We start from the raw sequence: 22,192 nt of genomic DNA on the forward strand, positions 1-22,192 counted from the left end.
TTATCTATTATAGTCCGGGTAAAGATTTTAGGATTGAAAAAAAGTCTTCCAAATCTGCCCCCAAATCCCCTAAAGAAGACTTCCTTATTAGCCATTCTAAGAACGGGTAGTTTTACGAAATCAAGTAAATCTTACCTGTTTTATTTAAAACCTGAGCTCGACTTAATTTTTGTATTAAAAGCGTCATTGCGAACCCTTTTAAGGAAGATGTGGGTTGGAAAAGGGTGTGGCAACTCGCCGCGGCGAGCTGCCACGGCTTCCACCCGCTCAGGCCTCCCTCTAAGTCTCGCAGTGACGATTTTAAAATAAAACTGAGGTTTAAACCCGTTCTCAGCGTAATTGAAATTTAATCGGACGACAGTGATTATCTATTGAAGTATCCGCTTCTTTCAGACAAAAAACTTCTTCCCCTTGATATAATCCTCGACCAATGGAGGAAGCAAGTAGGTGACTGATTTACCGGCCTCCACGGACTTCCTGATAAAAGTGGCCGATATATCGATCAGCGGTGCTTCCACATGGCGCACATTTGGGTGGTCATAATCTACGGATTCTCCAGGACGGGGATAGACATACAGTCCAAATTGATTTAAAATCTGATCGCTGTTTTTCCATTTATGAAAATGCGTCAGGTTATCTCCTCCAATAATCAGTTTAAAGTCGTGTTGAGGGAATTTATCAGATAAATAGGCCAGGGTATCCACGGTATAACTGGGCTTCGGCATATGGAATTCCACATCCATGGCCCTAAACCGATAATTCCCTTCAATCGCCAGCTCGACCATCCGGAGCCGATCAAACTCATGAAGCAGTGCTTTTCGTTTTTTAAAGGGATTTTGGGGAGAGACCACAAACCATACTTCATCCAGGTCAGTACTGTCCTGCATGACATTGGCAATGATCAGATGTCCAATGTGAATGGGATTAAACGAGCCGAAAAATAAACCTACCTTCAATTTCCTCTATTTCTCAATGAATGCATTGATTAACTTTCCCGCCTCTTCGAAGGACTTCTCCATATGGTCATTGACGAGAGTCACGTCAAATTGTTCCTCAAAAGTCATCTCAAACTTGGCTTTATAAATTCGCCGCGACAGGCTTTCCTCCGATTCAGTTCCGCGATCTTTGAGCCTCTCTTCCAATGTATCCAGTGAAGGTACCTTGACAAATACCGCTAAGGCCTTTTCTCCAAAATACTCTTTTAAATGGAGCCCGCCCTTGACATCCACATCGAATATAACGTGCTTTCCGCTGTCCCATATCCGCTGGATCTCTGATTTCAACGTGCCGTAAAAATTCCCCTCATAGACTTCCTCCCACTCGATAAACTCCTCATCATCTATTTTTTGTTTGAACTCCTGGGGAGAAAGGAAATAATAATCTTTTCCATGAACCTCATGGCGTCCTCGTCTATCCCTGGTGCAGGCAGATATCGAAAACCCCAAATCATTTCGGGAGGAAAGAAGGTGTTTGACAATAGTCGTCTTTCCGGATCCCGAAGGGGCCGAAAAAATAAAAGCTTTTCCTGAAGACATAGGTGGGTGGTGATCGCTTATTTGATTTCTTCTATTTTCTGACGTATGCTTGCGGCCAATTCACCAGGTACAGCTTGTTTGGTGCATTTGTTCTTCAACACTTCACGAATGGCTTGCTCCAAGTGATAGTGTTCAAAACAAGGCTGGCACTTGGAAAGCTTGTCCTTGAGGATTTCCTTAGAACCATCACAGTCCTCTCCATCCAAAATCCTTTCCAGTAGCTGAAAGCACTTATTCACATCACCACACTCAAGTTTCCTTTCTCCGGATGAGTTTACATTTTTCTCCATGTCACTTTATTTTCACTTTATAAAACTCAAATCAATCTTCATCAGCATCATAGCCCATATCCTTTGCATAAGAATGCAATTTATCCTTCAATAAGTTCCGGGCACGGTGCAATCTTGACCTTACAGTACCTATGGGAATGTCCAGAATCTTAGCCATTTCCTCATAAGTAAAGCCTTCCAGGTCACACAATATGATCACTGTTCTGAAGTCTACAGCCAAACTGTTCAGGGCATTGGATATTTCATCCCCAAGCATATCCTTCACTGCATCCACCCTCAGATCAGAAGTAATATTGTAATCAACATTATCTGAGTTATAATAAGTTTCAACTTCTTGATAATCAACTTTGGAAGGCTGCTTGCTTTTCTTCCTGTATTCGTTGATAAAACTGTTTTTCAGTATCCTGAACAGCCAGGCTTTGGCATTGGTGCCCTGCTCAAAAGAGTTGATAAAACGGTATGCTTTCAGATAGGTATCCTGTACCAGATCCTTGGCATCATCTTCGTCAAATGTTAGCCTGAAGGCAAAATTATACATTGAGTCTATGTGAGGCATAAACTCATTGTCGAAGATGTTATTCTTCTCTTTGTCGCTATATTTTTTCTTTTGTACCTCAGACATAAGTTTCAAAAATAATCATTGACTCAATTTATCACTAATTTTTTGAAAGAATTCGCTCCTTTTGATTTATTTTGGACTTCAAAAACCGTCTTTTCTTCCTTGAATGAGTCGGATTAAACGTAAGACAGCTGTTAATGTTTGCATTTCGCTTAATTTCTTATCTCCCGCTTTGGAGCCTTTATATCGTTTCTGACTGCTTCTTTCTGATCGCTTACCATTTGGTCGGTTACCGCAAAAAAGTGGTGTGGACCAATCTCAAAAATGCTTTCCCAGAAAAGTCGGACCAAGAGTTGAAAAAAATCATGCGGGAGTTTTACCGTAACCTTACCGATTCCTTCGCGGAGACCATCAAGCTCATGACCATGGGCAAGGCAGAAATTGAAAGACGGTTCCAACTCGAAAACATGGATTTGTTACGTACACTACTGGCAGATGAACAGGTCATCGTGGGACTGACAGCTCATTTTTTCAATTGGGAGGGACACCCCCTTTCCGTACGTGCCTTGGTGGACGAACGAATTGAAATCGTTTATCAAAAGGTTACAAACCCATTTTTTGAGCAACTAATGAAGACCATCAGAAACCGCTTCGGTGGCTACTTGGTAGAAAAAAGCAATTTTCAACGCCACTTTTTAAAACACCGTCAGCACCCCCGCCTGATAGGACTGGCAGCCGACCAACGCCCCAATAGGGAAGACCAACGCTATCACGCCAAATTCATGCACAGGGAGACCGGTTTTTTTGAAGGGGCTGAAAAACTCGCCAAAAGGTTTGAGCTCACGGTGATTTTTGCAGAAGTACACAAACTCAAACGTGGCCATTATAAATTCACTTACCGATTTGTCGCGGAGCCTCCCCATGACCCCCGCGAACACAGCATCACCGACCAGTTCATCGCCCTCACCGAAAAAAATATCCGTGAAGAACCGGCCCTATACCTCTGGTCACACAACCGCTGGAAAAATAGCTGAAATTAGAGAAAAGAAGCTAGGTCAAAGACTGAAGACCGTGAGTCCGGGTTGTGGTGGGGCTCTGCCCCACCACTGGCAAGCTTTGAGTATCTGACTCAATTAAGCTGTTTCAGATTTGTAACCCTCCCAGTAATCACCATATTTATCAATGAAAACAGGCACATTCGCTTGCCGATGTATCGCAGGCTGATAATGCGGGGCTTTAGGATATTCACTGATTTTTATGCCATGGACATTTAGGAAATCAGCGTAGTATCAATCCGAAATTTTCCAATCTTTCAATCTTAAATCCCAAATCCCCTTACGTAATAAACTATTCCTTTTAACTTTGAGGTTTATAGGAGGAAAAGAAGTATGGATTATTTAGAAGGTTTAAATCCCCCACAACGAGAAGCTGTAGAACACACTGAAGGGCCACTGATGATCATTGCCGGTGCAGGATCAGGAAAAACACGGGTTCTCACCTACCGGATTGCCCATCTGATCAACGCCAAAAACGTGGATCCCTTCCAAATTTTGGCGCTGACCTTTACCAATAAGGCAGCGAGTGAAATGCGTAACAGGATTGAGAGACTGATCGGTCTGGAAGCACGAAATACCTGGATGGGTACTTTCCACTCAATTTTTGCCAAAATCCTCAGGGTAGAATCAGAAAAACTCGGTTTCCCTTCCAATTTCACTATTTACGATACCGATGACAGCAAATCCCTGATCAAAAGTATCGTAAAGGCCAAAAACCTGGACGAAAAGGTGTACAAGCCAAACACCGTACTCTCGAGGATCTCCGGTGCCAAAAACAGGCTGATTTCTTGGGAAAACTACATCAACGATCCCTACATCAAAGCAGACGATGAAGCCGCCATGAAGCCCCGCATGGGAGAGATTTACCGAGCTTACCAAAAAAGGCTTTTCAAATCCTCGGCAATGGACTTTGACGACCTGTTGTTCTATACTAATGTGCTCTTCAGGGATCACCCCGATGTGCTCAACAAATACCAGCAGCGCTTTCGCTATGTGCTGGTGGACGAGTTTCAGGACACCAATTTATCCCAATACCTTATCACCAAAAAACTGGCTGCAGTCCATCAAAATATCTGCGTGGTGGGCGATGATGCCCAAAGCATCTATGCCTTCCGTGGCGCTGACATTCAAAACATCCTGAATTTCGAAAAAGATTACCCAGACCTGTATGTGGTCAAGCTGGAGCAAAATTACCGCTCCACTAAAAACATTGTGGAAGCAGCCAACTCTATCATTGACAAAAACAAAGCCCAGCTCAAGAAAAATGTCTGGACCCAAAATGACAATGGCGATCTCATCGAATTGATCAAATCGGCCTCTGACAATGAAGAAGGAAGAATGGTCGCCTCTACCATTTTCGAAGAAAAAAACAATAAAAAGCTCCAAAATAGCGACTTCGCCATCCTTTACCGCACCAATTCCCAATCGAGGGCGCTTGAGGAAGCACTTCGTAAAATGAATATCTCCTACAAAATCGTGGGAGGGCTATCCTTTTACCAAAGAAAGGAAATCAAGGACCTCATGGCATATTTCCGCTATGTGGTCAACTCGGACGATGAAGAAGCGTTCAAGCGCATCATCAATTACCCTAAAAGAGGTATTGGGCTGAGCAGTGTAGAAAAAATGATGGTCGCTGCCTACGAACACGACATCCCGTTATGGCAAGTCATTACCAACGCAAACAGCTTTTTACCGGGCCGTGCAGCCAATTCCGTCTCGGACTTTGCTACAATGATCAAGAGTTTCCGCATGGAAACCGAACGTAAAGACGCCTATGAGGCGGCTTCCACCATGGCCAAGCAATCAGGGCTGCTAAGGGAACTGTACGAAGACAAAACAATAGAAGGACTAAACCGCTATGAAAACGTCCAGGAATTGCTCAATGCCATCAAAGAATACGTGGACAATAAGGACAATGAAGACAAAAGCCTTGGGGCCTTCTTGCAGGAAATTGCCCTGCTGACAGACAATGATCGGGACAAAGACGAAACGGATGCTGTCACCCTTATGACCATTCACTCCTCCAAAGGCCTTGAATTCAGACAAGTATTCGTCGTGGGAATGGAGGAAGACCTCTTTCCCTCCCAAATGATGATGCAAAGTCGGGAAGACCTGGAAGAGGAAAGACGGCTATTCTATGTGGCCTCTACTAGAGCCATGGAAAAATTATACTTTAGCTATGCCATTACTCGTTATCGTTTTGGCAGGTTATTGGATTGTGAGAAAAGCAGGTTTCTGGATGAAGTGGACCCCAACTGCATCAAGGTCACCAAAAGAAGAGGGCAACAAGCCATCGCCGATCGCTTTGGCCAAAACAATGGCCGAGAAGGTAAATCCGGGTTTGTAGGACTTAAAACCCCATCGGTAAGAAAAAACACCACGGCAAAGGTCCACACTCCAAGCCCTGACTTCAAACCGTCCAATACCAATAACCTGGCCGCGGGCATGAAAGTAGAACACCCGAAATTCGGCTACGGAAAAGTACAAAAAGTAGAAACAGAAGGATTAAATAAAAAAGCGACGATTGGCTTTGACAATTTTGGAGAAAAGACTTTATTACTTAGCTTTGCTAAACTTCGGATAGTGGAATGATACGTAATAGTCTTACCCCAAAAAGCCCATTCCCAAATCGTTAACTTATATTGACAAGTAATACGCCCTACCGACTCATTTAACGACATTTTTTCGTAACTTGAATCAATCGTTAATTAATCTGGGGATCGGTATGGAAGAAAAAGAAAAGGATAAACACTCAGTAATTTTGAAAGAATACGGAAAAAACATCCAGAAATTGGTGGACTATATATCCACCGTTCCTGACAAGGCCAAGCGCACAGAGCAAGCCTACACACTTGTAGAGCTCATGAAACAGCTAAACCCACAGCTAAAAATCGAAAATGACCAAAAACTTTGGGATGACCTGTTCATCATGTCCGGCTTTCGCTTGGACGTGGACAGCCCTTTCCCGATGCCAGAAAAAGAACTACTCGGCAAAAAACCCCAAGTAGTCGGCTACCCTGACGGAGAAGTAAAATTCAAGCATTACGGCCGCAATATCGAGAAGCTAATCGAAAAAGCCATCGAGATCGAAAATGACGAGGAGCAGGAAGCAGCGATCGTGTATATCGGCCAGCTGATGAGAAGCTTTCATTCCACTTGGAACCGCGAAAATTTTGATGATGGCATCATCATCGATGATATCAAAACCCTCTCAAAAGGAAAACTGCACATCGATCTGGAAAAAGTAAAAGAAAACGCACTTTTTGAAAGCAGCACCAGAAGGGATTTTAAGACCAACACCCAAGAAACCACTTCCAACAACAACGGAAGAAGAGGTGGCAAAAGAAGAAACAACGGAGGTAATTACAAAAAACGCAGAAATTAATGTCCTCATTCCGAGTAAAAGGGGGATTAAAACTTAAAGGCGAAATCACCCCGCAGGGTGCCAAAAACGAGGCGCTCCAGATACTTTGCGCCGTATTGCTTACTGAAGAAACCATTCAGATCCATAAAATCCCCAACATCCGAGATGTCAACAAGCTCATAGAGCTATTGATGGACATGGGTGTAGCTGTTTCAAAAACCGGCCCAGAAAGCTACGAATTCAATGCCGCTAAGGTGGACCTGGACTACCTTGACACAGATAAATTTCTCACCAAAGCCTCTTCCTTGCGAGGCTCTGTCATGCTCTTGGGACCGCTGCTGGCCAGGTATGGCAAGGGGAAAATTTCCAAACCAGGCGGTGATAAAATTGGCCGAAGAAGACTGGATACCCACTTTGTAGGTTTTCAGAAACTCGGTGCTAAATTCAACTATGATACCAAAAGGGAAATCTATAACATTGACGGCCATGACCTGAAAGGCACCTATATGCTACTCGATGAAGCATCGGTAACCGGCACGGCCAATATCCTGATGGCAGCCGTCATGGCAGAAGGCAAGACCACAATCTATAATGCTGCTTGTGAACCTTACTTACAACAGCTGTGCGATATGCTCAACAGAATGGGCGCCAAGATCACCGGGGTAGGCTCTAACCTGTTACATGTCGAAGGGGTCAAAAAACTAAACGGCACTGAGCACACCTTACTGCCAGACATGATTGAAATTGGTTCGTTCATTGGCCTGGCTGCCATGACCCAATCTGAGATCACGATCAAAGATGCCCAAATTCACCGCTTGGGAATTATCCCGGATACCTTTAAGCGAATGGGCATCAAAATGGAATTTAGAGGGGACGACATCCACATTCCTGCCCAAAAGCATTATGAAATAGAAACATTCATCGACGGGTCTATCCTCACTGTGGCAGACGCCATCTGGCCTGGATTTACCCCAGACCTTCTCAGCATCGTCTTGGTCACGGCCACCCAGGCCAAAGGCACCGTACTTGTCCACCAAAAGATGTTTGAAAGTCGTTTGTTCTTTGTCGATAAGCTTATTGACATGGGCGCTCAGATCATCCTGTGTGATCCGCACAGGGCTACTGTAATCGGCTTGGACAGAAAATATCCGCTAAAAGGCATCAGGATGACATCTCCCGATATTAGAGCGGGGGTTTCACTACTTATTGCAGCACTCTCCGCCGAAGGACAGTCCATCATTGACAATGTCGAGCAAATTGACCGCGGTTACCAATACATCGACCAGCGACTCAATGCACTAGGAGCAGACATTGTTCGTATAGATTAAAAAACGAAAAGCCGGTAGACCAATCTACCGGCTCTATTCCTAAAAAATATCAATTATCTCCCTGCTAATTTTTTCCCCTCATCCTGAACTGCCGAGATATATTCATACAAACTCGTCACCCGATCGGATGGGTAAATAGCCCTCGCCTTGGCCAATTGTTTATAAGTCATCAGCAAGTCTCCATTATTGAAATGATGTACAGCGTCATTATAGTATTGCAGGCCTGCCAATTCCCGGAGTGAAATGGAAGCGTAGATGGTATTCTCCTCTGTGAATTGGGAAACCACACTTCCTAACTCTGCCAGTTGTTTAGCTTTGCCCCTCACCACTGCAGCATCAAACACCGATATGTATTGTGCCACAGCCTCTTGATCCTTAATAAACCCAGCACGAGGTTCAGTGCTCTCAAACACATACGTTTTATCATTCACTCCATGAATAAGTATAAAGACATGATAATCGGTTTCGATCACTTCATAATCAAAACCATACCGGTCCAGGAGCAGACCGTAAATCGCAGAACCACTTACGCAGTCATATAATCCAGTTTTTAACGCATCATTAAAGGAACTGTGTTTCACATATTCTTTAAGTAAATACTGATGGGTCTTGTAAAAAATCTCTCCCAAAAACCACTCAGTATGATCTTTTCTATTGGATCGCTTATCCAACTTCTTTACCACCTTATCGAACTGGGCAGTTTCCACCTCTCCTGAAGCATGCAATGCAACTAACAGATCCATTGGCTCAGGATCATTTAAAAATAATTGTTCCTCTCTGGAATTCTCAAATACGGAAGATTCTAAGTCCCACCCTTGAGACATCGCATGGCAAATACCCGCAAATAACACCGCTACACAAAATACCAACCTTTTCACCTTCCCTCCTTTCTTTATTATTTTAATATTACTAAAATTAACAATTTGGTAACATTGGAGCAATAATAACACCAGTTTTAACATATTAAGTTTTACAATACGTTCATTTTTAGCGCTTTATATATTTCCTAAACATTAACACAAAACCAAAAAAAACCATAATTATACAAAAAAGCCCCCAAATACCTTCATTGCCGGTATACCGCGGCGAAGAACCTACACTTCAAAAAAATAGCTGTATCCTTTAACGTTACTTTTTAGAAACCTCTAAAAACAGCTTTCATTTATAGCACCACACACTTGATTTAAAGCCTTACTTTTATGTATATTACCTATCCATTATAAACGACTGAGCACCTGACTACGATTATTTCCACTACCACTACTAGTTCACAAATTTTCCTTACGATCAAAAAGAAACTACGATGAAAACAAACATTTACACCTTACTCCTATGCCCTTTATTATTTTTTTCCATAGGCACCCCTGGGGTCGCACAAGAAATGCCGTCAAAGAAAAAAGACCTAGAGGCCGCCTATACGGTACACATGACTGAAATTTCTGCATTAAAGGAGCAAAATGGCAAGCTGGAAACAAAAGTCTCCAAACTTGAGGCAGACATCAGAAAACTGGGCTATGAAAAAGAAGGACTTCTTGAAGACCTTAACTCGCTCGACAACCAGTTATTGGAACTAAAAAAAAGCGAAGCATCCCTTAAAGCTGAACTCACCGAAACACGAAATGAACTGGAAATCAACAAAGGGGTCAACATGCAACTCAAATCGATGCTTTCTTCATTAACTGCCGCCCAACAAGGTACTGAAAACCCCAATTCCCCTCAAACCGCACTTAGCAGCAATGGGACAGAAGCTCCGTATTACCTAGGTAGCTTCATCGGTACCGCACCCGAATCGGTGGTAAAGGATGAAAATGGAAATGACATGGTCATCAATGGCCAAAAAATTAAAACGCCACCTATCGCACATACCTTTACTTTTACACCTGACCTAAAAGTACGGCTGGAACAAGTCAATGAGAACGACCAATCGGTAAAACAACTCTCAGGTACTTACCAGATCACAAAAGACGATCCACAACAGTACGAAATCGTCTGCTCCGTAAACAATGGCTCAGATATCACCCTTACCTATGCAATCACCATAGATAAAGCCAGTCAAAAGACGCTTTGCTCCCTGACCAACCAAGCCCCATTTGAATTACTAAAAAACATATTGGTGGATAATATCGGACAGATCACAACCGAATAAAAATAAAAAAGCCACGAACTGAAACACAGTCGTGGCTTTTACTCTTTTTATATCGATTGCTTATACGTAATTGTTCAGCATCACGGGCATCACAAGCATTAGGATGTCTTCGTTCTCATCTTTATCGCTCGGAACGATAAGACCTGCACGGTTTGGCGCACTAAATTTCAGGGTCACTTGCTTGGAGCTTATATTGTTCAGCATCTCTACCAAAAATTTTGCATTGAAACCAATCTCAATATCCTCACCATCATGCTCGCAAGAGAGTCTTTCATTCGCCTCGTTGGAGAAATCAAGGTCTTCAGCCGAAATTTGCAATTCACTTCCTGTCAATTTCAGCCTCACCTGATGGGTTGTTTTATTGGCATAAATCGCGATTCTTCTTAATGAACTCAAAAACTCCACCCGATCGATGGTCATGTTGTTTTCATTGTCCACAGGAATGACATTCTCATAATCAGGGTAACGCTCGTCCACCAAGCGGCATATCATCTGGATATTTCCAAATTTAAAATACGCATTGGATGAATTGAATTCTACCGTTACCGGCACGTTTTCAGAAGGCAGTGTAGATTTCAGCAAATTAAGCGCCTTTCTGGGTACGATAATACTAGCTGCTTCAGGAGCCGCGATATCCACCCTGCGATAACGGATCAATCGATGTCCGTCTGTAGCGACAAAAGTCGTATTGGTATTGCTCAAATTCACATAAACCCCTGTCATTGCTGGCCTGAGCTCATCATTGCTGGTTGCAAAAATCGTGTTATTGATTGCACTGCTCAACACATCCGTGGACATATCTACTGCTGTGGCATTGCTTACAGAAGGGATCTTTGGAAAATCAGTCGCATTCTCCCCAGCCAACTTGTAGCGGCCATTGTCTGAGCTGATCTCTATGCTATAGGTATCATGATCAATGCTAAATGTCACCGGTTGTTCTGGCAAATTTTTCAAGGTTTCGATAAGAATCCTGGCCGGCACCGCTATATTCCCATCTTCTTTAGCCTCCACATCTATTTCTGTCATCATGGAAGTCTGAAGATCGGATGCCGTAATGGTCAATTTCCCTTCTTTTATTTCAAAAAGGAAATTCTCAAGTATCGGCACTACCGGATTAGTGGTCACCACTCCATTGATTCCCGAAAGTTGCTTCAAAAGAGCTGAAGAAGAAACAATAAATTTCATGCGAGTATGATTTAGTTATTCAAGGTTAAAGCCAAAATTAATGTTAGTAAGTTCTAAAAAACCAACAAATCCTAACACTCCAACCTGAGGCTTATATTTCAATTAGTTTTCAACAGGGTAAATTTATAAATAAAATTAGAAAAGCAGGTACCTATGGGCAATTTCTACCCAAAAAATATTCACCACGCCAAAACAAAAATCCTTAGGCATTTCGCCACTGATAGAATTGGTAAAGACATACAGGGTTCTTGAGTTGTCATAAATCTGTGTGCACCCTTATGATTTGTGCCTTCTCTAGTCCTGCACCTGACATGCGGACTGCTGATAAAGGTACTTGTAATACCACCTTGTGGAGAAGCTACGCCCAAAAAACATAGCATGATCCACAATTGGTAATGATCAAATCAAAGCCAACAACCATCATGTGGTGGCCAGTCCTTGCTACCTCCGCTTAGCATATTTGCGCCTGCGCAAATAAACCTTTACCAAACCAATAACAAGGATCAAGCCTACAGGAAGCGCTACATTAATGAATTGCCAGGTACTTTTTTCGGCCTGGACACGCTTTTTATCAAGTGGACGAATTTTAAGGTCCTTGCTTCTTGTGGCCATGATGCCATTTGGATCCACCAAATATTTGAGCATGTTTTGCAGCAACTCGCGATTGGCGAAATTAGCCTCTGAGTCAGGATTCACACCTAGCGGAAGTGGATCACCGGAAGAGGGATCCTTGAGTCCCTGAAGCCAGTCACCATCTCCCGTCACGATAAGGGCACCATCAGAAGACTTTTCCCTAAAATCCGGATCATCCTCAAAGGCCTTCGGCAAAAAACGGTTCTCGAAAACAGAAGAAAATGTTCCTTCGAGCAAGTACGCCAAGGGAAGGTTACTTTGGTCAAAAAGGGAAATGTCCGGCTCCTGAGACATATCCTCAAACGCCACCCGGACGGGCTGTTGCATCTTCCTGCTGTATTGACCGCTAAAAATCAACGGCGTTTTGTTCACTCCAGTAGCCTTCACCGTATCCAGTGAACTGACCATCCTGAACATCACCTGATCAAAGCCTTTGACGATCACATGATCACTCATCCTATTGGCCACAACATAAAATGGCCAAGGAAGTGGGACAATTTGTGATTGGTTACCAAATTCACCCGCTACCACTGGATAATAACCAAAATTCATGTCCTGGACCAGGTCTTTATTTATGCGTACACCATAATTGAACAACATCCGATCCAGCCCTGTTTCGAAGCCCACCGCCACGGTTCCTTCTCCTCCTGCCTTCTCCAAGTCCACTGCAAGCGGATCAATTCCCATCAACAGCTTGCCACCACGCATTAAATATTGGTCCAAAAGGTATATTTCCCGTTCCGAATAAGCATCCCTGGGACCCGCCACAATTACCACATCAAAACTCAAAAGATCCTTCACTGACTTGGCCTGCTGAAGTGGCACTTTATACACTTCATAATCCTCAGAAAGTGCCTCCACTATCCCAAAGCCCTGATCATCTTGCAGTTCCCCGTGATTAGTAATCATGGCCACTGCACGCTTTTCCTTTCTGGTCAATTTGCGAATCATGTTAACCAGCTCATATTCCAGGTTTTCAACGGACAAGTTGAGAATCTGATCCGGTGACATGCCCCTGTTCCCCTTTAGAAGTAGCCCACCGGTTTCATGGGTGGTATTCCTAATGATCACTCCCGGGAAAATAAGTCGTGACGTTTGTGCTCCGTTTTCTGTGGCAAATAGGTTGGTAGGGTTAATCCCAAACTCTGAAAGGTAAATGATGTATTCATCTCGTTCCTCTTTGCTTTTGATCCCCAAAGGGTCAAAATACCTGAACGTGATAGGAGCTGCACTGTAGGCATTAAACGTCTCGAGCGTAGCTTCTATGTTCTGCTGAAACCTTCTCATACCCCCCGGCAGCTTTCCGGAAAGCAAAATATCTACTTCCAATGGTTCTTCGATCGCCTCTAAAACCGCCTTGGTAGAAGGATGTAACGAATATCGCTTTTCTTCGGTCAAGTCAATTCTAAAACGTGTAAATTCACTCAACAAAAAGAGGATTCCCCACAACACTCCCAACAAAACGATCCCCACAATCAATCGCTTTCTCTTTTTCAGACGAATATCAACGGACTGCTGCTTCATCTTTTCCGAATCAATAAGGTGGTGACGATAATCAAGGAAATGATCCATCCCAAAAAGTAATACACATCACCGCTGGCGATCACGCCACGGCTCATGCTCTCATAATGATAGCCCAAGCTAAGGTCTTCCACTAGCAGAACCAAACTACTTGTGGACAGTATATCTGCTAATGCAGTAAAACCAAAGTAAAGCACAAAGCTCAAAAATGCCCCGATCACAAAAGCCGTGATCTGATTATCGGTCAATGCCGAACTGAACAGTCCTATCGCCGCAAAGACAGCACCTATTAGCAGCATCCCCAAAAAAGACCCCAAAAATCCCGCAGTGTCGATATTGCCTACTGGTGCCCCTAGCTGATAAATACTGAAATAATACAACCAAGTAGGCAATACTGCCAATGTGATCACCACAACAGCGGCTATGTATTTGGAGATTACAATTTGGTGGGGCTTCAGTGGAGCAGTCATCAGCAATTCCCAGGTACCGCTTTTCTTTTCCTCTGAGATCATCCGCATGGTGATAGCAGGAACCATAAAAACAAACACATAGGGAGTGTACACGAACAAGGCCTCCAAATCTGCAAACCCATACGTTAACACACTCGTTTCTGGAAACACCCATACCAACAGCCCCAAAGCAACTAGGAATACAGAAATAATCAAATAGCCCGTGAGGTGATTAAAAAAAGCGTTGAATTCTTTATATACTAAACTGATCATTTTTGGTGCTGGTTAACTGACGAAATATGGACTCCAGGTTTCGCTCTTCTTGGCGGAGGCTAAGCAAGGAAAGGGATTTTTCACTGACCAGCTCCATGATCTCCTTTCTTAATATAGATGCATCTTTTGCCTTCAGCTGGAAATACCCCTCACCCAAAACGCGTAATTTATCCAGCCCCTGCATCGCGGCAAACCACTCTTCCTTTAGCTTTTCTTGTGTTTCAAGGTACAGCACCGTCTCTGCTTCGCTTGACGTCATATTCGCCAATAAGTCTTGGGCCACTACCTGGCCTTGATCGATGATGACTACTTTCTCACACAGTGCCTCCACTTCCTGCATCACATGGGTACTGAGAATAAGGGTCTTTTCCTTACTGATTGACTTGATCAGCTTACGGATATACACCAGCTGGTTTGGGTCCAGGCCTGAAGTAGGTTCATCCAAGATGATAACCTCCGGATCGTGCACCAAGGCTTTGGCCAGGCCTACCCGCTGTCGGTATCCCTTGGATAGTGCACCTATTTTTTTGTGCTGCTCGTCACCAAGCCCACAGGCATCTATCACTCCATCAATTCGGGAGTTGGCTTCTGGGCCTTGGACTTGGTAAAGCCCTGCCATAAAAGCCAAAAATTCCCTTACATACATTTCCAAGTACAAGGGATTGTGCTCGGGCAAGTAGCCAATCATCTTGCTTGCCTCGCGGGGACGGTCAACGACCGAAACTCCATTTACCCATACATCTCCTACATCAGGAAGAAGGAAGCCTGCGGCAATTTTCATAGCAGTGGACTTTCCGGCTCCATTCGGGCCCAAAAAGCCCAATACCTGGCCTTTCTCAGCGATAAAGTTCACCTTGTCCAAGGCTTTCTGTTGCCCATAATATTTACTTAGCTCCTTTACTTCCAAAGACATGTCATTGCTCTCCTTCTAATATCATGGTTTGGTAAATTTGTGCCCTAATGTGCAAAACCACCCCAAATTGTCCTTTTTTTTGGAGTTATAAAACATTTCAAACTAAAAAGTTCTTAACCGCTTATTTTTATCCCTTCGATCTTTTCTTAAATTGAGTAACAAGCAACCTTTATGGATATGATAAAAAAGCATTTACTTCCCGTTTTCCTCTTTTTTGGAGGCACCGTCTGCGCCCAATCCTCCCTTCACCAAGAAATCGATGACCAAGCTGCCTTCATCGAACATAAAGTGATCGAATGGCGGCGTGACATCCACGAAAACCCAGAACTTGGCAATCAGGAGACGAGAACAGCGCAGCTCATCGCCACACATCTCCGTTCATTGGGAGTCGAAGTGGAAGAGAACATTGCCGTCACGGGAGTTGTGGGCTTATTAAAAGGAGGCCATCCAGGGCCGACCGTGGCCATCCGAGCAGATATGGATGCCCTTCCAGTTACAGAACGTAACGACCTCCCTTTCAAATCCACCAAAAAAACCATCTACAATGACCAGGAAGTAGGGGTGATGCATGCTTGTGGCCACGACACCCATGTAGCCATTTTGATGGGCGTAGCCGAAGTGCTGTCCTCCATCAAAGACGATCTCCAAGGTACCGTAAAGTTTATCTTCCAACCTGCCGAAGAGGGAGTTTTTGAAGAGGGGGTCACCTCTTGGGGAGCCAAACAGATGGTCGAAGAAGGCGTGATGCAGGGCGTAGATGCTGTTTTTGGCCTGCATATCAATTCCCAAACTGAAGTGGGCAATATCAAATACCGCTCTGGACCAGCCATGGCGGCAGTGGACAACCTCAAACTTACCGTTAATGGACGCCAGGCCCACGGAGCATACCCTTGGTCTTCTGTAGATCCTATCGTCACCTCCTCCCAAATCATCAATGCACTTCAGACAATCATCAGCCGAAACGTCAACATCACCGAAAATCCTGCTATTGTCACCATCGGAAGTATCCATGGTGGTGTGAGACAAAATATCATTCCGGAAAAAGTCGAGATGTTGGGCACCATCAGAACATATGGGACATCACAGCAAGCACTCATCCATCAGCGGATCACTGAAATCGCCACCAAGACAGGTGAAGCTGCAGGCGCCAGGGTAGATGTAAAAATAGATAAGATCTATCCGGCGACGATTAACGACCCTGAGCTTACCGAAAAGATGGTAAACACCTTAAAGCATGTGGCCGGAGACGAGCATGTCATCTATCACGACCCTATCACGGGAGCAGAAGATTTTAGCTATTTCCAGCAGGAAGCCCCAGGCCTTTTCATTTTCTTGGGCGGTATGCCAAAAGGTGCCGACCCCACCAAAGTGGCCGCCCACCACACGCCTGATTTCTTCATCGACGAATCTGGATTACTACTTGGAGTCCGCGCCCTTAGCTACCTGACCATAGACTATATGCAAATGCAGTGATTGCCAATCCTGTCCTCCTGCACTTTCCTGATGAGGATGGATTGGCCTTTATCATTTGCACATGTTAACAGGCTCTTGACGACCTTTTTGGAACATCCCGCATTGTGCTCCCGCACAAGATACGGTCTTAGCCGAAGGAAACTTAGCACCTGCATCTATCTGGGCACTTTGCCCTACATCTCTGTGGATCATGATCCTTCTATTGCTCAAAAACCAAGGTAGAAGGATCCGCTCCAAGCTCCTTGAGTGAGCCATTGACCACTTTCATAAATCCTGGAGGGCCACAAACATAAAAATTTTGGCCTTCGAAATCGGTAATCTTGGATTTCAAATACGCCTTGTCAATAAGCCCTCTATCGTATGCTGTATCCTTTTGATTGGATATGATATTGATAAATTTATGGCCAAGTATTGCTTTCAGCTCTTCATAAAGAATGATATCTTCGTTGGTTTTATTGGCAAAAATAAGGACACTTTTTCCTACCTTGTTCTTTTTGCGCAAGCTCCTTAGGATGGATACAAAAGGCGTAATCCCTGCTCCTCCGGCAATAAAAACTCCTTCTCCCTGAAAGGAAATGGTACCCCAAGGATCCCCAATCTCCACTTCATCGCCAGCACTTAGGTTTGCCAGTCTCTTGGTCACCCCCTCATGGTCGCTGTAGGATTTGATCATAAATTCCAAATGATCATCAGATGGTAAATTAGTAAACGTAAAAGGTCGCTTTTCAGCTTCCCACCCTGCTTTAAGCAAACTTACCTCAGTGGCTTGACCAGGTGTAAACTGATAACCACGGGGCTTTTCTAATTTATACCGATTGACATCATGGGTCACCGGTGTGATATCCTGTATTTTGAGTCTGTAATTTGCCATTCCTCAACTTACAAAAATCCTAGTGCTTTTAAAACACCATAAACAGGTAAATGAAGATAAAAACCAGTAAAAAACAGAAGACACTACTGCTCCCAAAGGGGCTACTCCATTTTACCTATCAGAGAAGCGATGATGCTGGTCATTTTGGGTTCCGCAATGGCCGCCGCTGCTATGACCTCTTGGATGGATATCTTTTTCACCTTGCCCGGCGAGCACAAATCCGTTATAGCAGACATCGCAAAAACAGGCAAGTCCATTTGCCGTGCTACAATCACCTCAGGAACCGTGCTCATCCCTACCGCATCTGCACCAATGGTGCGAAGGTAGCGGTATTCGGCCTTTGTTTCCAGATTAGGACCTTGCACGCCTGCATATACTCCCTGATGGATCCTTATCCCTTCATCCGTTGCAACTTCCAGCGCTGTTTTCAGGATTTTCTGGTCATACGGTTCGCTCATATCCGGAAACCGCACACCAAAATCATCGAGATTTTTGCCCCGCAATGGATTTTCCGGAAACAGGTCGATATGATCATTGATCAGCATTACATCGCCTACTTCAAACTCTGGATCCAATCCTCCGGCAGCATTGGAAACAATCAGCTTCTTTATCCCCAACTGTCTCATCACCCTGACCGGGAAGGTCACTTCTTTCATCGAATACCCTTCGTAATAATGAAAACGTCCCTTCATCGCGACGACACTCACCCCATTGAGCTGGCCAAAAATCAGCTCTCCAGCATGTGTCTCCACCGTCGAAACAGGAAAGTGGGGAATATCCCTATATGAAATGGCCTTATGTACTTGAATGTTATCAATGAGCTGCCCCAAACCCGTACCCAGTATGATTCCGACCGTAGGAATGGTATTTTGCCCTTCAGAAATATATCCTACAGCGGCGTTAACCTGATCGAGGTAGGTGGCACTGGAATCTGCTTTTTTCATCTTTGTTTGGTTTATGGAAATCTTTCCTTTTAATTTTAGTGTTGTACCTAAAAAAGGTGTGCTTGTTGTAAACATTAAAGATGGCAACAGAGCATCATAAACACCAAATTTTAAAAGCAATAAGTACTTGTACTCATGATAAAAATAATCGTTGGGACCAATAGAAAAAACGCGGTATCCAAGACCCTCGCTTCCCAGTATCAGGAAATTTTAAAAGAAAAGGGAGTCGAATCAAGTATCATTGACCTCAGAGAGCTTCCGGATGATTTTGTGTTTTCGGCCCTCTATGAAAACAACGGTCAAAATCAAGCCTACAACACCCTTCATGAAGATGTGAAATCAGGCAGCAAATTTGTATTTATCGTCCCTGAGTATAACGGATCATTTCCTGGAATCCTAAAGTCGTTCATAGACGGGATGACTTATCCCAATACCTTTAGGGGTAAAAAGTGTGCCATGGTAGGCCTGTCCTCCGGAATAGGCGGCGGTGGCATCGCACTGAGCCACCTTACCGACATATTCCACTACTTGGGCATGCACGTTCTGGCAAATAAACCAAAACTTGCAAAAATTGAGGAAAATATGTCTAATAACTTGCTCACCAACAAGTTTTACATAGACCTTTTGAAAACCCAAGCAGCGATGTTGATTGACTTTTAGTTAATCAACATTATCATGTAAAAACCGGTTATTGCCCAGAATCTCATTGTCATCATTTAAGTTGAACTTAGAGATATTGGTTTCTGAGCTATGCTGCACATCCTGGAGTTTTACATTTTTCCTTAAATAAGCTGGCGTATCGAGCTTTTCTTTAAATTCTTCAGGGGTTTGGTTTACCGCTCTGAGATTTTTCAGCCGCTCGAATCGCTCATGGGCTCTTTGCATGGCCTTTTGCTTGATTTGCTCATAATATTCATTGGCATATCCTCCCGGTGACGGGCTGTTGCTTTCCTGTGGCTGCTGCGCTTTAGGCTGCTCCGGCTCATCATCATAAAGAGGCGTCACCTTCTTCTGCGGATTGGCAGGTACAAATTCAAACTCCCCATCTTCTTCTTGGACATGTTTGTCTTCTGTATCCACTTGCGGCTGCTGGTTGGCAGGGCTTGTGGATTGCTGCCCTTCCTGCTGATGTTTATTGGCAGGAGTAGGTTGCTGAATGGTGAACGTAAACGTTTGTCCTGTGGAAGGGTTATTATCCTCTTCCACTTTAGTAGTCTTTCCAGAATCCAGGTCGATCACCTTTTTGGTATTTTCCTCTTGCTGTGGCTGAGCGGTTTCTCCATAGGTACCTTTGGCAAGCTCTCCCGCCTGAAACCCTGTCGCAATCACTGTCACGCGAATGGATTTTTTCAAATCAGGATCGATACCTTGGCCGAAGATCACCTCTGCATCATCACCTGCCCTATCTTGGATGTATTCCGTGATTTCGCTCAATTCATCCATGGAAAGCTCCTCTTCCTCACCGGACATAATGGACAAGAGGATTTTCTGAGCGCCTTTAATGTCCACATTGTTCAGCAACGGCGAAGCGATAGCTTTCTCGGCAGCCTTGATGGCACGGCCTTCCATCTCTTCGGTAGCAGAGCCCATCACGGCAGCACCAGCATCTTTCATCACAGTCTTCACATCCTCAAAATCGACGTTTACATCCTGATGAACAGTGATGATCTCTGCGATGGATTTGGCAGCAGTGGTCAGCACATTATCGGCTTTTCCAAAAGCAGCACGGATAGGCAGGTTGCCATATACTTCCCGCAGCTTGTCGTTCAAAATGACCAAAACCGTGTCACAATTGGCCCTTAGTTCTTCGATCCCTTTCTGAGCGGCACCGGTTTTCTTACGGCCTTCAAAAATAAATGGAGCGGTCACGATCCCCACGGTAAGGATATCCATATCCTTGGCGATCTTTGCCAAAACCGGCGCGGCACCGGTACCCGTACCTCCGCCCATTCCGGCGGTGATGAAGACCATCTTCGTATTATCTGCCAATAACTCCCGGATTTCTTCCTTGCTCTCAAGGGCAGCATTTTTCCCTTTTTCAGGATTGGCACCTGCCCCGAGCCCTTCGGTCAGGTTTGCGCCAATCTGAAGCTTCAGTGGTACCGGGCTACTTTTCAGTGCCTGGGCGTCTGTATTGACCACCACAAACTCCACGTCTTTTATTCCTTGTCCAAACATGTGGTTCACTGCATTGGAACCACCTCCTCCCACACCTATCACTTTAATGATAGATTTGTGGTTTTTAGGAATATCAAATTTGTAATCTCTCATAATATCTGACATTATTTCCTCAATTTTTGGTGAACTGTATTTCTATTTATCTTGGGTCACTACCTATCGCGAAAATGACTTCAGTAGTTTTCCTCATCTCCTAAATCGTCTGTAATAAAATCCTTCAATCTCCTGCGAATGCTGCCAAAGATATCCTTTCCTGGCAATTCGGCACGCTTCTCTTGCTTCCCTGGAACCTGACGCTGACGGTAGGTGTCCTCCCTGTCGTCCAGAGCTTTAAAGCCGGCCAGCACCAATCCTACCGTAGTGGCAAACATGGGGCTCTTCACTTCTTCGATCTTGGATTTGCCAAGGTGCTCGTTTGGATAGCCGATTCGTGTATCCAAGCCTGTCATGTATTCAAAAAGCTGTCCTACTCCATGCAGCTGAGACCCCCCACCGGTAAGCACAATACCTCCAGCCAGTTTTTTGTATAGTCCACTGGCCACTATTTCGGACTGAACCATCTCGATGATCTCCTCCATTCTTGCTTCTATAATGTGCGCCAAGTTCTTGACCGAAATTTCTTTTGGAGGACGGTTTCTCAAACCCGGGATGGAAACAATTTCATTTGGATTGGCCTCTTCAGATATGGCACGACCAAACTTTGTCTTTAACAGCTCCGCTTGGTTTTGCATCACCATACATCCCTCTTTGATATCTGAGGTAATGATATTGCCTCCAAATGGAATGACCGCTGTATGGCGGATAATATTGTCGTAGAAAATAGCTATGTCAGTCGTACCTCCACCAATATCCACCAAGCAGCAACCAGCTTCTTTGTCCAAATCACTGAGCACGGAAAGTGAACTTGCCAATGGCTCAAGAATCAGGTCTTGGGAAGTAAGATCTGCTCTTTTTACGCATCGGTTGATGTTATTGATAGCTGTGGTCTGGGCAGTGATGATATGGAAATCAGCCTCCAGACGGGCTCCGGACATGCCCACCGGGTCTTTGATACCATCCTCATAATCAACTGTATAGTCCTGTGGCATCACGTGAATAATCGTATTCCCCGGAGGCACGACGATGTTCTCCATGTCATTGGAAAGGCGACGTACATCTTCAATGGTAATCTCATCATCCTTGGTGTTTCGGATGATCACCCCGTGATGCACAGAGCTTCGGATGTGTTGTCCGGCGATGCCAACAATTACCTCGCGAATATCCACTTCTGCCATGTCAGAAGCTTCATTTACCGCCTTCTGAATAGCATTTACGGTCTTGTCGATATTCGTCACAATGCCGCGGATCACACCATCCGATACGGCCTTGCCCATACCAAGTACTTCCAGCTTTCCAAATTCATTCTTGCGCCCGATGATCGCACAAATCTTCGTGGTGCCTATGTCCAGTCCTACGATTAATTTTTCAGTTTCCAT

General features: G+C 44.4%; 20 protein-coding genes. 7 read left to right on the forward strand and 13 right to left on the reverse strand.

Annotated elements, in window-relative coordinates; genetic code table 11:
• Window positions 1-389: 389 nt before the first annotated feature.
• From nadD to FDP09_RS01375, 4 genes are read right to left on the reverse strand one after another with little or no spacing between them, the layout of a single operon-like run.
• Entirely contained in the window at window positions 390-956 is a 567-nt protein-coding gene (gene nadD, locus FDP09_RS01360) for a nicotinate (nicotinamide) nucleotide adenylyltransferase (RefSeq protein WP_137400939.1), read from the reverse strand.
• A gap of 6 nt (window positions 957-962) precedes the next feature.
• The gene (gene gmk, locus FDP09_RS01365) at window positions 963-1,535 is read right to left on the reverse strand and encodes a guanylate kinase (RefSeq protein WP_137400940.1); all 573 of its coding nucleotides are present in this window, start codon (window positions 1,533-1,535) and stop codon (window positions 963-965) included.
• Window positions 1,536-1,552: 17 nt separating this feature from the next.
• On the reverse strand, window positions 1,553-1,825 hold the full coding sequence (locus FDP09_RS01370; RefSeq protein ID WP_137400941.1) for an anti-sigma factor: 273 nt from the start codon (window positions 1,823-1,825) through the stop codon (window positions 1,553-1,555).
• A 31-nt stretch (window positions 1,826-1,856) separates the two neighbouring features.
• Window positions 1,857-2,447 (reverse strand): sigma-70 family RNA polymerase sigma factor, encoded by a 591-nt coding sequence (locus FDP09_RS01375; RefSeq protein ID WP_137400942.1) that lies wholly within the window; start codon window positions 2,445-2,447, stop codon window positions 1,857-1,859.
• A 134-nt stretch (window positions 2,448-2,581) separates the two neighbouring features.
• On the opposite strand from FDP09_RS01375, the gene FDP09_RS01380 reads away from it, so the two are divergent.
• From FDP09_RS01380 to murA, 4 genes are all read left to right on the forward strand, one after another.
• On the forward strand, window positions 2,582-3,418 hold the full coding sequence (locus FDP09_RS01380; protein ID WP_137400943.1) for a lysophospholipid acyltransferase family protein: 837 nt from the start codon (window positions 2,582-2,584) through the stop codon (window positions 3,416-3,418).
• A gap of 354 nt (window positions 3,419-3,772) precedes the next feature.
• Window positions 3,773-6,031: an ATP-dependent helicase gene (locus FDP09_RS01385; protein ID WP_137400944.1), complete on the forward strand. Its 2,259-nt coding sequence runs from the start codon at window positions 3,773-3,775 to the stop codon at window positions 6,029-6,031.
• A 133-nt stretch (window positions 6,032-6,164) separates the two neighbouring features.
• Window positions 6,165-6,824 (forward strand): DUF4290 domain-containing protein, encoded by a 660-nt coding sequence (locus FDP09_RS01390; RefSeq protein ID WP_137400945.1) that lies wholly within the window; start codon window positions 6,165-6,167, stop codon window positions 6,822-6,824.
• Window positions 6,824-8,131, forward strand: coding sequence for a UDP-N-acetylglucosamine 1-carboxyvinyltransferase (murA, locus tag FDP09_RS01395; RefSeq protein WP_137400946.1), 1,308 nt, complete (start codon window positions 6,824-6,826; stop codon window positions 8,129-8,131). The genes FDP09_RS01390 and murA overlap by 1 nt, the downstream gene beginning before the upstream one ends.
• A gap of 53 nt (window positions 8,132-8,184) precedes the next feature.
• On the opposite strand, the gene FDP09_RS01400 is transcribed toward murA, so the two are convergent.
• Window positions 8,185-8,874 carry a hypothetical protein gene (locus FDP09_RS01400; protein WP_137400947.1) on the reverse strand — a complete coding sequence of 230 codons (690 nt, stop codon included), beginning with the start codon at window positions 8,872-8,874 and terminating at the stop codon, window positions 8,185-8,187.
• 560 nt (window positions 8,875-9,434) lie between these two features.
• Between FDP09_RS01400 and FDP09_RS01405 the strand changes: the two genes are divergently transcribed.
• On the forward strand, window positions 9,435-10,277 hold the full coding sequence (locus FDP09_RS01405; RefSeq protein ID WP_137400948.1) for a hypothetical protein: 843 nt from the start codon (window positions 9,435-9,437) through the stop codon (window positions 10,275-10,277).
• Window positions 10,278-10,337: 60 nt separating this feature from the next.
• On the opposite strand, the gene dnaN is transcribed toward FDP09_RS01405, so the two are convergent.
• The 4 genes from dnaN to gldA all read right to left on the reverse strand — a co-directional run bounded on the left by dnaN (window position 10,338) and on the right by gldA (window position 15,251).
• A complete protein-coding gene (dnaN, locus tag FDP09_RS01410; protein ID WP_137400949.1) occupies window positions 10,338-11,462 on the reverse strand; it encodes a DNA polymerase III subunit beta in 1,125 nt (374 codons plus the stop codon).
• Window positions 11,463-11,903: 441 nt separating this feature from the next.
• A complete protein-coding gene (gene gldG / locus FDP09_RS01415) occupies window positions 11,904-13,667 on the reverse strand; it encodes a gliding motility-associated ABC transporter substrate-binding protein GldG (RefSeq protein ID WP_308420977.1) in 1,764 nt (587 codons plus the stop codon).
• A complete protein-coding gene (gene gldF / locus FDP09_RS01420; protein ID WP_137400950.1) occupies window positions 13,616-14,338 on the reverse strand; it encodes a gliding motility-associated ABC transporter permease subunit GldF in 723 nt (240 codons plus the stop codon). Before gldF ends, gldG begins: the two co-directional genes overlap by 52 nt.
• Window positions 14,319-15,251: a gliding motility-associated ABC transporter ATP-binding subunit GldA gene (gene gldA / locus FDP09_RS01425; protein WP_137400951.1), complete on the reverse strand. Its 933-nt coding sequence runs from the start codon at window positions 15,249-15,251 to the stop codon at window positions 14,319-14,321. Before gldA ends, gldF begins: the two co-directional genes overlap by 20 nt.
• 177 nt (window positions 15,252-15,428) lie before the next feature.
• On the opposite strand from gldA, the gene FDP09_RS01430 reads away from it, so the two are divergent.
• On the forward strand, window positions 15,429-16,724 hold the full coding sequence (locus FDP09_RS01430; RefSeq protein ID WP_137400952.1) for an amidohydrolase: 1,296 nt from the start codon (window positions 15,429-15,431) through the stop codon (window positions 16,722-16,724).
• 199 nt (window positions 16,725-16,923) lie between these two features.
• On the opposite strand, the gene FDP09_RS01435 is transcribed toward FDP09_RS01430, so the two are convergent.
• Window positions 16,924-17,595 (reverse strand): FAD-binding oxidoreductase, encoded by a 672-nt coding sequence (locus FDP09_RS01435; RefSeq protein ID WP_137400953.1) that lies wholly within the window; start codon window positions 17,593-17,595, stop codon window positions 16,924-16,926.
• A 101-nt stretch (window positions 17,596-17,696) separates the two neighbouring features.
• Window positions 17,697-18,539 carry a purine-nucleoside phosphorylase gene (locus FDP09_RS01440; RefSeq protein ID WP_137400954.1) on the reverse strand — a complete coding sequence of 281 codons (843 nt, stop codon included), beginning with the start codon at window positions 18,537-18,539 and terminating at the stop codon, window positions 17,697-17,699.
• Between the two features lie 135 nt (window positions 18,540-18,674).
• Between FDP09_RS01440 and FDP09_RS01445 the strand changes: the two genes are divergently transcribed.
• Window positions 18,675-19,199 (forward strand): NADPH-dependent FMN reductase, encoded by a 525-nt coding sequence (locus FDP09_RS01445; protein ID WP_137400955.1) that lies wholly within the window; start codon window positions 18,675-18,677, stop codon window positions 19,197-19,199.
• On the opposite strand, the gene ftsZ is transcribed toward FDP09_RS01445, so the two are convergent.
• Both ftsZ and ftsA read right to left on the reverse strand, forming a co-directional pair.
• Window positions 19,200-20,810, reverse strand: coding sequence for a cell division protein FtsZ (ftsZ, locus tag FDP09_RS01450; RefSeq protein ID WP_137400956.1), 1,611 nt, complete (start codon window positions 20,808-20,810; stop codon window positions 19,200-19,202).
• Between the two features lie 80 nt (window positions 20,811-20,890).
• The gene (ftsA, locus tag FDP09_RS01455; RefSeq protein WP_137400957.1) at window positions 20,891-22,192 is read right to left on the reverse strand and encodes a cell division protein FtsA; all 1,302 of its coding nucleotides are present in this window, start codon (window positions 22,190-22,192) and stop codon (window positions 20,891-20,893) included.

Origin of the sequence: Echinicola rosea, assembly GCF_005281475.1 — a bacterium.
GTDB classification, from domain to species: Bacteria; Bacteroidota; Bacteroidia; order Cytophagales; family Cyclobacteriaceae; genus Echinicola; species Echinicola rosea.

Excerpts from the sequence above, each read along its gene's own strand:
- FDP09_RS01385 (WP_137400944.1), top strand. The coding sequence starts at position 3,773 with ATGGATTATTTAGAAGGTTTAAATCCCCCACAACGAGAAGCTGTAGAA.
- gldG (WP_308420977.1), bottom strand. The coding sequence starts at position 13,667 with ATGGATCATTTCCTTGATTATCGTCACCACCTTATTGATTCGGAAAAG.
- FDP09_RS01405 (WP_137400948.1), top strand. The coding sequence starts at position 9,435 with ATGAAAACAAACATTTACACCTTACTCCTATGCCCTTTATTATTTTTT.
- FDP09_RS01380 (WP_137400943.1), top strand. The coding sequence starts at position 2,582 with ATGTTTGCATTTCGCTTAATTTCTTATCTCCCGCTTTGGAGCCTTTAT.
- ftsZ (WP_137400956.1), bottom strand. The coding sequence starts at position 20,810 with ATGAGAGATTACAAATTTGATATTCCTAAAAACCACAAATCTATCATT.
- FDP09_RS01445 (WP_137400955.1), top strand. The coding sequence starts at position 18,675 with ATGATAAAAATAATCGTTGGGACCAATAGAAAAAACGCGGTATCCAAG.
- FDP09_RS01370 (WP_137400941.1), bottom strand. The coding sequence starts at position 1,825 with ATGGAGAAAAATGTAAACTCATCCGGAGAAAGGAAACTTGAGTGTGGT.
- gldA (WP_137400951.1), bottom strand. The coding sequence starts at position 15,251 with ATGTCTTTGGAAGTAAAGGAGCTAAGTAAATATTATGGGCAACAGAAA.
- FDP09_RS01430 (WP_137400952.1), top strand. The coding sequence starts at position 15,429 with ATGATAAAAAAGCATTTACTTCCCGTTTTCCTCTTTTTTGGAGGCACC.
- gmk (WP_137400940.1), bottom strand. The coding sequence starts at position 1,535 with ATGTCTTCAGGAAAAGCTTTTATTTTTTCGGCCCCTTCGGGATCCGGA.
- dnaN (WP_137400949.1), bottom strand. The coding sequence starts at position 11,462 with ATGAAATTTATTGTTTCTTCTTCAGCTCTTTTGAAGCAACTTTCGGGA.
- FDP09_RS01440 (WP_137400954.1), bottom strand. The coding sequence starts at position 18,539 with ATGAAAAAAGCAGATTCCAGTGCCACCTACCTCGATCAGGTTAACGCC.
- murA (WP_137400946.1), top strand. The coding sequence starts at position 6,824 with ATGTCCTCATTCCGAGTAAAAGGGGGATTAAAACTTAAAGGCGAAATC.
- ftsA (WP_137400957.1), bottom strand. The coding sequence starts at position 22,192 with ATGGAAACTGAAAAATTAATCGTAGGACTGGACATAGGCACCACGAAG.
- FDP09_RS01390 (WP_137400945.1), top strand. The coding sequence starts at position 6,165 with ATGGAAGAAAAAGAAAAGGATAAACACTCAGTAATTTTGAAAGAATAC.
- FDP09_RS01375 (WP_137400942.1), bottom strand. The coding sequence starts at position 2,447 with ATGTCTGAGGTACAAAAGAAAAAATATAGCGACAAAGAGAAGAATAAC.
- FDP09_RS01435 (WP_137400953.1), bottom strand. The coding sequence starts at position 17,595 with ATGGCAAATTACAGACTCAAAATACAGGATATCACACCGGTGACCCAT.
- FDP09_RS01400 (WP_137400947.1), bottom strand. The coding sequence starts at position 8,874 with ATGGATCTGTTAGTTGCATTGCATGCTTCAGGAGAGGTGGAAACTGCC.
- gldF (WP_137400950.1), bottom strand. The coding sequence starts at position 14,338 with ATGATCAGTTTAGTATATAAAGAATTCAACGCTTTTTTTAATCACCTC.